This window comes from Mesorhizobium sp. WSM4806 (genome assembly GCF_055811635.1).
The window spans coordinates 213,664-228,598 of the sequence record NZ_JBVVQZ010000006.1; the positions used below are offsets into that span (position 1 = coordinate 213,664).

Here is a 14,935-nt window from a genome sequence, read left to right on the forward strand (position 1 = left end):
GTGACGCAATTGGAGTTCGTCGCAGAGGGAGATGCAGCATCTCCGTTCTTTCCAAGATGACATATTTGAGCTATCAGTCAACGTCCTTTGTGCTCACCATGAACAAACCTTCGCTTAGAAATTGGCTGATCGACAAGCCCTCCGCATCACCGGAGAGCCTGATCGTGCGATGCCTGCGTGAGCGCGGCGTGCTTTCTGCCTCGCAAATCGCGCACATCACCGGTTTGGCGCGGTCGACAGTTTCAACCGCGCTCAATGGCTTGAGAAAGTCCGGGATGGTGATTGAATCCTCGGCCCACCATGACGGCGCCAGGGGCATTGGCAGGCCTGCCGCGACCTTGACGCTCAATCCCGCTGCGGGCACCTGCGTCGGCATTCACCTAGGCCTCGATGAGATGCGTTGCCTCATCGCCGACGTCTCGCATTCTGTCATTGCCGAACAAACTATCGCCATGGGCCTGGACTACCAGCCACAACAGGCGGCCGAGCTCGCCAAGTCAGCAATTGCCCAATGCTACGAAGAGAACGGTCTGCCGATGGCGGGGCTCCTTGGGGTTGGGGTTTCCGTCTCGGGCCCTGTCAGCCGCGAAGGCGTGGTGCAGCGTGCGAGTATTGTTTTGACCTGGGCTGGGGTCAACATCCGCGATGTGTTCGGGCCGGTTCTCGAACAGCCGATTTTCGCCGACAACGAGAGCAACTGCTCGGCCATTGCCGAGCTGATGTGGGGCGCGGCCGTTGGCCAAGACGATTTCGTGCTGTTCAAGATCGATCTCGGCGTCGGCGGGGCCATAGTCCAGCATGGCCGGCTGGTCACGGGCATCGCCGGCGGCGCCGGCGAATTCGGGCATATCAGCATCGATCCAGGCGGTGATCTTTGCCGGTGCGGCAATCGCGGATGCCTGGAGCTTTATGCGAGTTTTGCCCGGCCGCTCGAGCAGATTTCGCGCATCGTGCGGCGGCCGGTGACGATGGACGAGGTGATCATGATGGCTGAACAGGGCGACGTCGGGGCGCTGCGGATGATCGAGGACACCGCGGACTTCGCCGGTCGTGGCCTTGGTCTGATCGGCTCGGTGATCAATCCGCCGCTCATCATCATCGGTGGCCGCATGGCTTTGGCAGGCGATATTCTCCTGGCACCGCTGATCGCGTCATATGAACGCCACACGCTCATCAAGTCCCGCGATATCGCGCCAGCCCTGCGCACGCGGATAATCGTTGGCAAGCACACGCAGAACGATGCCTTGCTCGGCGCAGTTGGCCTGGTGCTGCGCCACAACAGCCGGCTGCAATGAGCCAGCTTTGCGCCGAGCGGCGCTTTGACATCTACCGCCCCGTACGTACTTAGAAAGGTGTATGAACCGGCGCGAACCGACCGCCATGCAAGGAAGACGGAGACCTAAAGCTCGCCAGGCGGTCTTGACGGGGCGCAAGGACAAAGCGAAAACGCTCGGAGTGAGTCCGGGAGGCGGCGATTGCCTGTGCATATTGCGAATGACCCGGCGGATCTATTCCGTCACGTGAGCGCCGAGAAGGCCGTATTTTACCGCTGCATCATGGACGTATTCTCGGCGGCGAAGCGGCAATACCGTCTGCAGCTGCGGCCAGACGAAGTGCTTACCGAAGCCCGATGGCCGGCCAAGCCGCCGCGCATAGAGGACGTGAATACGGCGCTCACTCAGCTCACGGAATGGGGCAATCTCGAATCGCATCCCGACACCGCGCGGGTTTCAAGCCTTAGCGACTTCTACCGTGCACGCTTCCTCTACCGGCTCTCGCAGGGCGGCGAGGCAGTGGAATCAGCCTTGGCGACATTCGTGCAGACCTTGCAGCGCCGTGCCGAGCTGCAAACCGTGGCGCTCGAGGACATAGCGAGCCGACTGCAGGCACTGCAGGCGCTGGCGCAAGCAACCCACCCGACGTGGCCAAGATCCACGAAACACTGCGGGATCTGGTGCGTGTCTTCGAAAGTTTGGCCGAGAACGCGCAGGCGTTCATGGCCGGCGTCGCTCGCAGCATCGAGCTGCAGCAAGCTGAAGCTGGGGCGGTCGCAAACTACAAGAAGCGGCTGATCGATTATCTCGAACGCTTCATGGGCGATCTGGTACGCCGTTCCGACACCATCGCACGCCTCATTTTGGCGTTAGAGCCTGAGGTTGAGGCGCTGCTTGGACAGGTGGCCGAGCGCGAATCGCGGGACACGGCTCCAGGCGGCGCGCACGATCAGGCCGAGGCGAGGAAAGCCTACCTGCAAGCATGGCGAGAACGCTGGAAGGGTCTGCGCGGCTGGTTCCTCAGCACCGGCCATGAGCCGCCGCAAGCCGAACTGTTGCGGGCGCGGGCACGGTCGGCCATCCCGCAGCTTCTGGCCGCTATCGCCGCGCTGAATGAGCGCCGCAGCGGCCGCAGCGATCGCTCTGCCGACTTCCGCCTGCTCGCCGGCTGGTTTGCCGCTTGCGCAGACGACGGCGAGGCGCACCGGCTTGCGCGGGCTGCCTTCGCTCTCAATCCGGCGCGGCATTTCTCGCTCAACGCCAGTGTGGACGCCGAGCTGCCGGCCAGCACCTCCTGGGCCGACGCCCCGCCGCTCAAGATTCACCCGCGTTTGCGCGAATATGGCGAAGCTACCCCGCGCGGACCGCTGCCGCGCGTGCGCGACCGCGCCGAGGAGCGTGCGTTCCTGGCGCTTCAGCTCGCGGAGGAATCACAGCAGGTCGAAGCGGCGCGCAAGCGTCTCGCCACCAGCCGACCGGCGCGGCTTTCGGATCTCGGGGAACTCGACAAGCACGCCTTCGGCCTCTTCCTGGGCCTGCTCGGGGAGACACTGGCCGAGCAAGCCGGGCCGGAGACGGCGGTGCAACGCCAGACCAGCGACGGCTTGCTGCACATCCACCTGAAGCCGCTTGCCGCCGACAGCCGCGCCACGATCGACACGCCACATGGCGTCTTTGCCGGGCGCGACCATCTGATCACCATCACCCCCTTGCAGGACGGCCGATGAAGGCGGCGAACGGTTCCAACGACGATCGTGGCATCGGCCTGCTGCAGCAGCGCTTCCAGCGCGAGGAGTTTCGCGCCTGCGTGCGCGCGCTTTTGATGACGCCGCTGATCGGCCCGGGGCACGAGGATTTCGCCGCCATACGCCGCCAGGCCGAAGCATTGCGCGAATGGTTTTCTCGCGAGACCGGCTGGATACTGCAAGTCGAGCGCGAGGGCGCGCGCCTCTACAAGCGGCCCGGAAACCTGACCGACACCACGCGTGGCATTGCCGGCTACGATCGCCGGCGCTACGTGCTGCTTTGCCTCGCCTGCGCGGTGCTCGAACGCGCCGACCCGCAGATCACTTTGCGCCTGCTCGGCGAGAGGCTGCTGGAGCTCGCCGCCGAGCCGACGCTCGACTTCAGCTTCGCCCTCGAGGCGCAACACGAGCGGCGCGAACTCGTTTCGGTGTGCCGCACATTGCTGATCCTCGGGGTGCTGCACCGCGTGGCCGGCGACGAGGAAACGTTCGTGCAGGCCGGAGGAGATCAGGCGGATGCGCTCTACGACGTGCAGCGCCGCATGCTGTCCGGCATGCTGGCGGCGGTGCGTGGCCCCTCCACCTGGACTCCGGAAGAGGCGCCGGCAACGCTCGAAGAGCGGCTGTGCGCGCTGGTCGGAGAACATGTGGCGGACAGCGAGGAAGGCCGGCGCACGGCGCTGCGCCACCAACTCGCACGCCGACTCCTCGACGATCCGGTCGTCTATGTCGAGACGTTGGACCCGGAAGCTCGTGCGTATTTCTTCAACCAGCGCGGAACGATGGCTGCGCGCCTCTGCGACGCCGCCGGCCTGGTGGCGGAACAGCGCGCGGAAGGGCTGGCGCTGGTCGACGAAGCCGGTCTGCTGACCGACCTGGCGGTGCCGGCCGAAGGCACCGACGCCCATGTAACACTGCTCGTCGCCGAATATCTGGGCGCCGGGCAAAGGCAGCGGCGAGCCGGTGGCGGCGACATGGCGCAGGCCTCCGGCCGGGATATCCACGAGCATGACATTGCCGGCTTCCTGCACGAGGCCAAGGCGCAGTACGGCCGTTACTGGCGTAAATCGGCACGCGAACCAGGCGCCGAACGCGAGCTCGCCGCCATTGCGATCGAAAGATTGGAAAAACTGCAGCTGGCGGTGCGGGAAGCCGGCGTCGTCCGCCCGCTGCCGGCGCTCGCGCGCTTCGCGTTGGGCGACGCCGAAATTCGCGAAACGCGCAACGCGCCGGCTGCGGATTTCGGCTTTCGGTTCGAACCGACATGAACGACCGCCTGGACCTGCTCGGCCTGACGCCGGAAAAACCGGCTTTGCCGATGCCCACAAGGCAGCGCTGGCAGCCTCTGCGCCTGGGCCTGGTGGAGCTCTTTCACTACGACAGCGAGGAATTCTGGTTCCGCAACGGCCATCTGTTGCTGCGCGGCAATAATGGCACGGGCAAGTCCAAGGTTTTGTCGCTCACGCTGCCGCTGCTGCTCGACGCGCAGCTCAAGTCTTCGCGCGTCGAGCCTGATGGCGACAGCGGCAAGAAGATGGCATGGAACCTGCTGATGAACAGCCACGACCGGCGCATCGGCTATGCGTGGATCGAGTTCGGTCGCGTTGCCGAAGACGGCACGCCACGTTTTCTTTCGCTCGGCGCCGGCCTTTTTGCGACAGCAGCTCGTCCGCAGGTCGACAGCTGGTTCTTCCTGCTGGAAGACACCGACGACGCGCCGCGTATCAACCGCGATCTGCGGTTGATCAGTCCGCAGCAGGTAGTGCTGACCAAGGAGCGCCTGCGCGACGCGCTCGATGGCCGTGGCCAGGTGTTCGACACCGCGGCCGGCTACCGTCGCGCCGTCGACGAGCGCCTGTTCCATCTGGGCACCAAGCGCTACGACGCGTTGATGGACACACTGATCCAGCTTCGCCAGCCGCAGCTTTCCAGAAAGCCGGACGAAACCGCGCTTTCGAATGCGCTGACCGAGGCCCTGCCGCCGCTGGCGCCGGAACTGCTCGGCGACGTTGCTGAAGCGCTCGGGCAGTTGGAGGAAGACCGCCGCCAGCTCGACGAATATCAAGCCTTGGCCAAGGCCGTCAGCCGATTCGAGGAGCGTTATCGCGTCTACGCCGGTACGCTGACCCGCCGGCAGGCACGCTTGTTGCGCCAGGCCCAGACGGAGTTCGACAATGCCAGCCGAGCACGAGGTGAGGCCCAGGCTCGCTTCGACGAAGCGCAAAGCCAGGAAGCGCTGGAGCGGACCGCTCATGATAGCGCCGAGATCACTCTGGCGCGCGGGCGTGCGCGGCTCGATACCTTGCGCTCCGACCCGACGATGCAGGACGCCAACCGCCTCGAAAATGCCGAAAAAGAGAAGGCGGCGCGACTGCGGGCGATGCAGAGGGCGACATTGGCCGTCGAAGCGGCGGGCCGACGACTGGAGCTCAGCACGGAGGAAAGCGAACGGGCAACCCGGCGCGTGGGGCAGGCGGAACGCGCATTGGCCGATCTGCGCCGGGAAACCGCCGTTCACGCCGATGACGCAGGCATCGCCGGCCAACACGCAGCAAACCCCCTCGCCAGATTGGAGGCTTCCGCGCTGGTCGTACTGACGCAGCATGCTTTCGACGCGGCCTGCGCCGAGCTTCGCAGCCTCGTTGCCGGCCGGCGTGAACAGATCGGGTTGCTGCGTCGCCGCCACGGCGAAGTCGCTCAGGCCGAGGCTGCCTACACGCGGCGCCGCGAAATCCGGGGTGAGCGGCAGGTCGAAGCCGAAGAGGCCGCCGAGCGTCGGACCCGAGCTGACGCCGAGGTCGAACGGCAAAGCCGGGACCTGGTGGAAGGCTGGGACCGCCATTTCATCGGCCTGAAGCAACTGCAGATCGATCCCGACAGCAGGCCGGCGGCGCTGACGACTCTGGCGGAATGGACAGCGTCGCTGCAAGGCGACAACCCTGCCCGCCACCTTCTGCAATCGGCGTATCAAGGAGCCAGTCTCTCTCTGACACAGCGTCGCGTGGCGCTCGACGGCCAGCGACAGGCGCTGGAGATGGAATACGGGCTCCTTGAAGGCGAACGCGGACGCCTCGAAGCCGGCGACGACATGGCGCCGCCCCTGCCCTACACGCGTGATGCCTCCGTCCGGGACGCGCGTCAGGGCGCGCCGCTCTGGCAAGTGATCGATTTTCGCGGCGCAGTAGCTGCACCGCAACGCGCCGGCCTTGAAGCCGCGCTCGAAGCGGCCGGGTTGCTCGACGCCTGGTTATCGCCTGACGGACGCCTCCAGGCCGGCGACGGCGGCACCCTGCCTTACGATACCCAGCTGCTGGAACGGCAAAAGCATTCTCCATCCCTCGGCGACTGGCTGGAAGCCACCGTGCCCGCGGGCTGCGCCGTGCCGGCCAATATCGTTGATCGGGTGCTGTCGGGCATCGCCTCGGCGGATGACGATCCGATCGATAGCGAGGCCTGGGTCTCCACCGACGGCCGTTTCCGCCTCGGCGCGCTGTCCGGAGCGTGGGGCAAGCCGGAGGCGGTCTACATTGGCCACGCCGCCCGCGCCGCAGCCCGCGCGCGCCGCCTGGCCGAGATTGCTGGCCGCCTGGCGCAACTCTCCGATGAATTGAGGGCCGTGCGGGCAAAAGCCGAGCAGCTCGCGCTGGATCGCGAACAGGCCGACGAGGAATGGCGCCTTGCGCCTTCCGACGAGGAATTGCGGCGCGCTCATATGGCCGCTACCGCAGCCGCTCACGCCGCGCGTCTGGCTGGCGAAAAACTGACCGAAGCGGAGACGCGGAGCCGCGAGGCCGAACAGGCGCTCAAAGCCGTGCGGGAACGGCTCGCCGCAGATGCCGTGGACTTGCGCCTGCCGGCAACGCCCGATGCACTGCCTGCCGTCGAAGCGGCGCTGGATCATTACCGCGATGCACAGGTCCGGCTCGAGCAAGCAGCTCACGAGTTTTGTCTGGCACTGCCCGAGTTGCAACGGCAGCGTGCCCGCCAGGGCGAGGCGCGCAGCGAGGTGCAGCAGCGCGAAGCGGAACTCGTGGCGGCCCGCATTGAAACGGAAGACGCCACTGCCCGGCTCGAGCTGCTGCGGGAAACGGTCGGCGCCAAGGTCGAGGAACTGCAGCGAAGGCTGACCGATGCCCGCCGCGCTGTCGAAACCGGCGAAGCCGAGCTGAAGCTCGCCGGCGATAGATTGCGCAAAGCGGGTGAGGCACGCGCGGTCGCCGGGCAACAGGCCGAGACAGCGAACGCCGTGCTTCAGGAACGCGGCGAAGCACGCGCCCAGACGATCTCCAGATTTCAGCTGTTTGCAGGCACCGGCCTGCTGTCTGCAGGGCTGCCGTATATCGAACTGCCTGACATGGGCAGCCCGTGGACGATCGACCCCGCGCTGACGCTGGCCAGACGCGCGGAACAGGAGCTGTCGAATCTCAGGGACGACGATGAGGCGTGGGCGCGCGTCCGGCGGCAGATAGCTGAAGAATTTAACGAGCTGCAGCGCGCACTCGGCGCGTTGGGTCACCAGGCCCAGGCTGATCCCAGCGATTGGGGTTTCAGGGTGGATATCGTCTATCAGAACCGTCGCGAACGGCCGGACCGCCTCGCCATCCGGCTGGCCGAAGAGATCGCCCAGCGCGGCGAACTGCTCAGCGCCAACGAACGCGCCGTCCTGGAGAACCATCTGCAGGCCGAAATCGCGGCAGAGATCCAGCGCCTGTTGCAGGCCGCCGAACGCCAGGTCGACGCCATCAACGTCGAACTGCACAAGCGCCCGACCTCCACCGGCGTGCGGTATCGCCTGTTGTGGCAGCCGCTGTCCGAAGAGGAAGGCGCGCCGGTGGGCCTCGACGTGGCGCGCAAGCGCCTGCTCAACACCAGCGCGGACCTATGGTCGGCAGACGACCGGCGCGTCGTCGGCGCGATGCTGCAGCAGCGCATCGCCGCCGAGCGCGAGCGCGCTGATGCCACCGGCGGAAAGGACAGCGGCGGCACCTTGCTCGACCAACTGGCCCGCGCGCTCGATTATCGCCATTGGCACCGCTTCCGCGTCGAACGCTGGCAGGACGGCCATTGGCGCAAGCTTTCCGGACCCGCTTCGAGCGGCGAGCGGGCGCTCGGCCTCACGGTGCCACTCTTTGCCGCGGTCGCCAGCTTCTACAGCCAGAGCAGCTATGCCTTGTCCCCACGGTTGATGCTGCTCGACGAAGCCTTTGCCGGCATCGATGACACAGCGCGAGCGCATTGCATGGGGCTGATCCGCGAGTTCGATCTGGACTTCGTCATCACCAGCGAGCGCGAGTGGGCCTGTTATGCCGAACTGCCAGGTGTCGCCATCTGCCAATTGCAGCGGCGCGAAGGCATCGATGCCGTATTCGTCTCGCGATGGACCTGGGACGGACGAGAGAAGAAGCCCGAGGCCGATCCAGATCGCAGATTTGCGCCGGCATGAGCGATCAGGTCGACCCGCGTCTTCAACGCCTGCTCGGTGGCGACCACCTTGCCTCGCTGCGCAAGCGGCTGCGCCAGCGTTTCGAGCGCGCGCCGCTCGAAGGCGCTGTCGATCAGATTCGCGTCGTCGGGCTCAGTAACGAGGAGCACGCGGCACTGGCGGCGCTGCTCGGCCGCCCGCAGCGCCGATCGAACTCCTTGCAGATCGACGTCCGCCGCGTCGACGCCGACCTGCGGCGCGCCGGCATCGCCACATCGCTGTGCGATGCCCTGGAAAGGCTTGACGGCTCCATCCTTCATCTCGCCGGAGCACGCCTTCGACAGCAAAAATTGTGGTCGAGCGTGATAGATGGTTGCAGCCATCCCGACTTGGCCAAGCTGCTGCTGACGCCGGCAGGCATCGGCCTTGTCAAGCGGCTCGCTCAGCGGGATACGGTCGCGGCTGCGGAGCTTTGCCGGCGCGCCGAAGCGGTGCTGCGGCGCCTACCGGCAAAAGGCGTAACACGTTCGCAACTGGCCGCGGACGCGCTGGGCGATGCCCATGCGCTTGACAATGGTCGCGGCGCCGCGGCACTCGTGCTGGCGGTCCTGCGCCAGACCGCCATGCCCGCTTCCGACGCCGCAGCTGCCGACGAAGATGGCGAGACGGTACGCGATTCGAGAGAGGACGTCGGTGCGGAACCGGCCGCCGGCGCGGAGCGGATACGCGAGACATGGGCCAGAGCAGGCGTTCTGGTCAACGAGCTGGCACGCCCGGCCCTGTTCCTGAACCTGCCGACAGGCGCGACCGAAAGCGATCGTTTGCCCCTGGGAGAACCGGCCTATGCGTCGTTGCGATCGCTGCTGCGCTCGCCGCAGCGATGGGAGGTAGCGGACCGCAACGTTTACGTCTGCGAAAATCCCAACCTGCTCGCCATCGCCGCGGACCGATGGGGGGCAGGCTGTGCGCCGCTGGTGTGTACCGACGGGATGCCGGCCGCCGCGCAACGATGCCTATTGGCCCAACTCGCACAGGCCGGCGCGCAGCTGCGCTATCACGGCGATTTCGACTGGCCCGGATTGCGTATCGGCAACCAGGTCATGCGAGAACACGGTGCAGAGCCATGGCGCTTTGGCGCCGCGGACTATATTGCCGCTGTGCGGACTGCGCCCGGCCTGGCGCACCCGCTTGAGGGAAAGGTGGCCGAAGCGTCATGGGACGGAGCGCTGGCGCCCGCGATGCGTCAGCACGGAGTGGCCATCGCCGAAGAGGCGCTGGCCGCCACGTTGTTGCCGGACCTCGACGATCGATGAGGCTGCATTCTTCAAAGCGGGACGCATTTTCAGCCTGACAGCAGCACTTCGGACGCGGCACGCTCGCAGATCATGTCATTGAGCGCTGCCGGGGCAGAACGTGACGCGTGAAAAACCTCTCGCTGGAAGTGTTAAGCGCAACACGCATATGACCATTTCCATAGTCAGGAGCGTGACATGAGTGTGATCAACTTGGCAGATGCCAAAGCCCATCTGAGCGAGCTAGTGGATCGGGTCGAGGCGGGAGATACGATCGACATCACCCGGCGGGGTAAACCGGTCGCACGGCTCACCGCCGTGGCGAGACCGCGGCAGCGGATCGACGCGACGCTCCTGCAATCCTTGACCGCGACCATGCCTCCTCAGGCCGAGAGTTCTGCCGATCTGGTACGGTCGATGCGGGATGGCGACCGTTACTGATGCACTATCTCGACACGTCGCTGATCGTTGCCGCCCTTTTCAAATGAAGCGATGACGCTCTTATCCCCATCAGGCATTCTCGGAGAAGCGGAAGCCGAATGGCGCCGAACGGACCAAGCAACGCGCCCGAGCGGACTGCACGGCGTTTGGATTGCTGAGGAAGCCAGGCGCGGAAGCCTACGGCACGACCAGCCAGGCAGCCCACCTTATCGTCTGAGCACTCAGATATCACCGGCCCCGCGCTCGCATGCGGCCTCGGCGACATCCAAAGCGGTCTCAACCGCGGTTCGGAATGATTGGTCGTCCGCCAATTCCGGAGTGTATTGGCGAAGCATATAGAGCCCGAGAAGGGCAACGTAGACCGCTTTGGCCAACCGTCCGGCCAATGGCTGTGGAGCGCCCGCTAGGGCAAACTCTTTGGTAAGGTGATCGATACGAGCCGCATCGACTTCCGCCGCTGCCGCCCTGGGCATTGGATCCCGTGCCGCCCAAGCCCGCAAAGCGCACTCGGCCTGCGCAACGTCCACGGATCCCATTCGCTGAACCAAAGACAACTCAGCGAGTGCAATCAATCGTTCGCGCGCCGTGGCAAACTCCCGGGTCTGGTCAATGAGCAGAGTGGTGAAATCCCGCCTCCAAAACTCGATGATTGCCTTGAGTAGCTCGTCGCGATTCTTGAAACGCCAGTAGAAGGGGCCCTTGCTGACCCCGAGCGAGTCGGCCAAGCGTTCAATCCTGACCGACTCGATACCCCCTTCGATAAGGGCCGTCAGGCCAGCGCCTACCCAATCCTCTTTTGAGGGACCTGCCGATCGCTGCGCCATGAAACTCCTCGCATGTTCCGCGGAAAGCCGCTCATAGCAGCTCTATACGGTACCGTATAGACTCGACAGCCAAGCCGATGTATACGGGTACGTATAGAGCCGGCGGAGTAGGTGCCTTCATGCCGACGTGGTCACAATTGCCGGCAACAGGTGGGCCCGCAAAAGGGGCGAATGAAGGCGGAACAGAACCATGCCGAGATCGTCAGTGACGATAACGGTGACGGTGCGGGCAGCATGCTTGCAGGGGCCGCAAATGGCCTGGACGTGCGGCTTCCGGGGATGGCAAGTGCAAATAGTCGAACGGCTTCTGCAGTCATTTAATAGGATAGGAAATGTTGAAGTACTCGATCTACGGGTTAACGGCTGTCGGAATCGCCCACCTGTTCGTTCTGGGCGGCGACGCCTTGATCCAGGCGCCAGGTTGGCTCGGGGGCGCATTGTGGACATGGGACCACTGGGGGCCGCTGGCTGATCAGCGTCCCGGCCTGATCCTCAGCGGATTCGCCTTCAGGTCGACGGTCGGCAGCTTTGCAATCCCATTGATCATCCTGGGCCTGCTCCTCCTCTGGATGACGCGCAGGGGCATCGTCGTGCCACGGTTCGTCGGCTTGGCATTGTTGGGATGGGGAACGGTTGCTACGCTGATCATGCTGCCAAGCGGCTTTCCGCTACTGTGCTTGTTCTGATCGGCCTGTGTCTTGGCGTGCAGCGGGGAACCAAGGCCCAATGATGTGCATCGCCAGGCATCACCCTCCTCGGCCGCAAGTTGTGGCGAAACCTTTTGCCAGGCCATTTGCGCACGCTGACAGGCTTCTTCCCGGCGCAAACTTCGGCGACACTTATGCATTGGTTGTAACAGGTCTCGCCTTGGACGCGGTCGGCGTTTCGCAGCAGGTATTCGGGCGGCAGCCAAGTTGGATCAAATGGCTGCTGGCGTTGCGAAATGGCATTGTGACGCCTTTCGGCTTGAAAACTGGGCCGGAATTGGGAAGTAAATCTGGCGCCCCTATTGGCTTCTTGCCAGTTGTCAGGCAGTCCTCCAATTGTATCGTGTTCGGTCTCGATGACTGGCATCTCGATTTCCGCGTGTTATTGGAAGTCAAGGAACGCACATCGACCCAGCATGAGATCTCGGTCTCGACCGCAGTCAAAACCCACAATTTGGTAGGCAGCAGCTATCTCGCGTTGGTGAAGCCATTTCACCGTATCGTCGTTCCTGCGATGCTAATGCAGGTGGTTTCCGACCACTAGCGTGGCCGAGCAGGGGTTCGGCCGCGATCGGGTCAAGCGAAAGACGCGCCGACACCATGACGGGTCGATGGGCTGTAGCGCGTCTTTTGTTCCCATCGCGGCTGAGGAAGCGGGTCGTCAGTCAGGAAATGACCGATAGCATTGACAATGCACCAAACCCTCCTCGCCTTTGGTCCGTTGGACCGATGGCGCTGCCGAGATTTCCCCATTTCTCGTCTGCGTTGTCGGTCTCTTTTCTGGCCGGGCGGGCGGCAACTCGTTCGGATTGCCCTTTAGTGGGGGAGCGTCAACGCACCGATTAAGCGGTTCAGTGCCCTGCCTTCTGGCCCTTAGGAATGTGTCTCGTGCCGAATGCCGTTGTTGAACGGTAAGAAGGGGGCTGTTTGTGGAGGCGTCCAGTATTAGGCGCTGGGGCCATCTGGTCCCGTCATTGCGTGCCATTGCTCGATGTGCGGGCGCGTTTGAGCGCCAAGCGACACACACCATGGCCAGCAACGGTAAGACTGTGATACCATTGCACAAGTTGCGTCGCCGCCGGCAGACTGTCGTTTCCGCGAAGCCGGACAAGCGCAGTGCTCAGTATCGTAAGTCTCAACCCGATGAACAAGTAGCCGCGGATTATGGAACTTGTCGTCGCCCTTGGCCTGATCGCCTTCAAGGTCGCGTTGCTGATTGCGATCCTGCTGCTGCTGCCTTTGCCGCTGACGTGGCTCGAACGCAAGATCGCCGGGCACATCCAGCAGCGGATGGGGCCGATGCGGGTGGGGTGGCACGGGCTGCTGCAGCCGGTGGCGGACGGCATCAAGCTCTTGACCAAAGAGGACCACATCCCGGCCGAAGCCGACCGCTTCCTGTTCAAACTGGCGCCGATCCTGGCGCTCGCCCCGCCCTTCGTGGTGTTCGTCGCGATCCCCTTCGGCGAAAGCGTCTCGGTCCTCGGCGCCGAGATCACGCTCTACGTCTCCAACATGAACGTGGCGCTCCTTTTCGTCTTCGCGGTGATCGGGATCGAGGTCTATGGCGTCATCTTCGGCGGCTGGGCCGCGAACAGCAAATACGCGGTCCTGGGCAGCCTCAGGACTTGCGCGCAGATGATCAGCTACGAGATCCCGATGGGGTTCGCGGTCATCGGCGTGGTCATGCTGGCGCAATCCATGAGCCTGCTCGAGATCGTGCGGGCGCAGGCCGATGTCTGGAACATCGTCTACCAACCGGTCGGGTTTTTCGTATTCTTCGTCGCCGGGCTGGCCGAAGCCCAGCGCATACCTTTTGACTTAGCGGAGGCGGAAGGCGATCTGGGGGCCGGGTTCCATACCGAATACAGCGGCATCCGCTTTGCGTTCTTCATGGTCAGCGAATACGCCGTCATGCTGCTGGTGTCGGTCCTGTCGGTCATCCTGTTCTTCGGCGGCTGGAACGGCGTGCTGATCCCGTTGCCGCCGCTCCTCTGGTTCGCGCTCAAGGTCGCGTTCTTTCTCTATGTGTTTATGTGGTTCCGCTTCACCTTCCCGCGCTATCGATACGACCAACTGATGGCGATCGGCTGGAAAGTCTTGCTTCCACTGTCACTGGCGAACATAATAGTAACAGGTGTTGCTTTCCTTTGAGGGCCACCCCAAGCGAGGCGGCGATGTCGCGCGCACTGCACATAAGTGGAACATGGATCGGCTGGGCATTCTTCGCCGATCTAGCGGGCGCCTTGGCGCTGACCTTCGGCTACATGTTCTCCAGATCCGTGACCATGCAGTATCCTGACAAGGAAAAATGGTTGCCCTATTCGCGTTACCGCGGGCATCACTTCCTGACGCGCGACGAAGAGGGCGAGATCAAGTGCGTGGCCTGCGAACTCTGCGCGCGGATTTGTCCCTGCGACTGTATCGAAGTCATTCCCTACGAGGACGAGAAGGGCAACCGGCATCCAGCTAAATTCGAGATCGACATGGCCCGCTGCCTGTTCTGCGGGCTGTGCGAGGACGCCTGCCCGGCCGACGCGATCGCGCTTGGCCAACAGTACGAATTCTCGAGTTTTTCCTCGCGTGACCTGGTGGTCGGGCGCGACGACCTGCTCGGCAAACCGGGCAAGGCGACGACCGGCGGCGGCGTCGTCGCCGCGCGCCTGAACACCGAACAGGACGTGCTGGTCGAGACGAGCGAGCCTCAGGGATACAACTGGTGGCGGAATATCCGCCGAACGTGAACGCGCGGCAGCCGTCAAGCCGGAGCACAGGAGGCTCAGATGCTTGTCCGCCAAATCTTGAAGACCAAATCTCCCGAGCTCATCTCGGTCACACCAGATCAGACGGTCGTAGAAGTCCTGCGGCTGTTTCGGGACAACAACATCGGATTCGTGGTCGTCAGCCGTTCGCCCGGGGAATGCCTGGGCACGCTGTCGGAGCGGGACTGCTGCTATGCGGTGGCTGAATACGGAATCGAGGCGCCCACAATGCGGGTCGCCGACATCATGAACCGCAGTGTGGTGACCTGTTCGACACAGGATTTGCTGCCCTTTGTGATGTCGCTCATGACCGACCGACGCACGCGCCATGTGTTGGTCATGGATGGCGACGCTTCTGTCGGCGTGGTGAGCATCGGCGACGTGGTCAAGCACCGGCTCGACGAATTGCTCCGTACCGAGCAAGCGTTGAGCGATTACATTGCCGGCACCCCTTATCACTGAGGATGCAAA

The 14,935-nt window shown here is 64.1% G+C and carries 11 protein-coding genes and 1 pseudogene; 11 read left to right on the plus strand and 1 reads right to left on the minus strand.

Translation table 11 applies throughout. The features are described 5' to 3' along the window. Window positions 1-98 precede the first annotated feature (98 nt). The 6 genes and pseudogenes from AC0L2M_RS12070 to AC0L2M_RS12095 all read left to right on the plus strand — a co-directional run bounded on the left by AC0L2M_RS12070 (window position 99) and on the right by AC0L2M_RS12095 (window position 10,174). A complete protein-coding gene (locus tag AC0L2M_RS12070) occupies window positions 99-1,295 on the plus strand; it encodes an ROK family transcriptional regulator (protein ID WP_473534957.1) in 1,197 nt (398 codons plus the stop codon). 261 nt (window positions 1,296-1,556) lie between these two features. Further along, a pseudogene (locus AC0L2M_RS12075) lies at window positions 1,557-3,001 on the plus strand (TIGR02677 family protein). Further along, window positions 2,998-4,287, plus strand: coding sequence for a TIGR02678 family protein (locus tag AC0L2M_RS12080; RefSeq protein ID WP_473534958.1), 1,290 nt, complete (start codon window positions 2,998-3,000; stop codon window positions 4,285-4,287). Before AC0L2M_RS12075 ends, AC0L2M_RS12080 begins: the two are co-directional and overlap by 4 nt. Beyond that, complete coding sequence (locus AC0L2M_RS12085) at window positions 4,284-8,462, plus strand: TIGR02680 family protein (protein ID WP_473534959.1); 4,179 nt, start codon at window positions 4,284-4,286, stop codon at window positions 8,460-8,462. The genes AC0L2M_RS12080 and AC0L2M_RS12085 overlap by 4 nt, the downstream gene beginning before the upstream one ends. Further along, complete coding sequence (locus tag AC0L2M_RS12090; protein WP_473534960.1) at window positions 8,459-9,754, plus strand: TIGR02679 family protein; 1,296 nt, start codon at window positions 8,459-8,461, stop codon at window positions 9,752-9,754. The genes AC0L2M_RS12085 and AC0L2M_RS12090 overlap by 4 nt, the downstream gene beginning before the upstream one ends. A gap of 177 nt (window positions 9,755-9,931) precedes the next feature. Continuing rightward, window positions 9,932-10,174, plus strand: a complete 243-nt coding sequence (locus tag AC0L2M_RS12095) for a type II toxin-antitoxin system Phd/YefM family antitoxin (protein ID WP_473534961.1) — start codon at window positions 9,932-9,934, stop codon at window positions 10,172-10,174. A 221-nt stretch (window positions 10,175-10,395) separates the two neighbouring features. Here the strand turns inward: AC0L2M_RS12095 and AC0L2M_RS12100 are convergent, their stop codons facing one another. Further along, complete coding sequence (locus tag AC0L2M_RS12100) at window positions 10,396-10,998, minus strand: TetR/AcrR family transcriptional regulator (protein ID WP_473534962.1); 603 nt, start codon at window positions 10,996-10,998, stop codon at window positions 10,396-10,398. Window positions 10,999-11,330: 332 nt separating this feature from the next. Between AC0L2M_RS12100 and AC0L2M_RS12105 the strand changes: the two genes are divergently transcribed. The 5 genes from AC0L2M_RS12105 to AC0L2M_RS12125 all read left to right on the plus strand — a co-directional run bounded on the left by AC0L2M_RS12105 (window position 11,331) and on the right by AC0L2M_RS12125 (window position 14,926). Further along, window positions 11,331-11,684, plus strand: a complete 354-nt coding sequence (locus tag AC0L2M_RS12105) for a DUF6463 family protein (RefSeq protein ID WP_473534963.1) — start codon at window positions 11,331-11,333, stop codon at window positions 11,682-11,684. Window positions 11,685-11,724: 40 nt separating this feature from the next. Continuing rightward, on the plus strand, window positions 11,725-12,249 hold the full coding sequence (locus AC0L2M_RS12110) for a DUF2867 domain-containing protein (RefSeq protein ID WP_473534964.1): 525 nt from the start codon (window positions 11,725-11,727) through the stop codon (window positions 12,247-12,249). Between the two features lie 620 nt (window positions 12,250-12,869). Further along, a complete protein-coding gene (gene nuoH, locus AC0L2M_RS12115; RefSeq protein WP_473524255.1) occupies window positions 12,870-13,856 on the plus strand; it encodes an NADH-quinone oxidoreductase subunit NuoH in 987 nt (328 codons plus the stop codon). 23 nt (window positions 13,857-13,879) lie between these two features. Further along, window positions 13,880-14,446, plus strand: coding sequence for an NADH-quinone oxidoreductase subunit I (locus AC0L2M_RS12120; RefSeq protein WP_023800392.1), 567 nt, complete (start codon window positions 13,880-13,882; stop codon window positions 14,444-14,446). A gap of 39 nt (window positions 14,447-14,485) precedes the next feature. Then, complete coding sequence (locus tag AC0L2M_RS12125) at window positions 14,486-14,926, plus strand: CBS domain-containing protein (RefSeq protein WP_023800391.1); 441 nt, start codon at window positions 14,486-14,488, stop codon at window positions 14,924-14,926. Window positions 14,927-14,935: the final 9 nt, after the last annotated feature.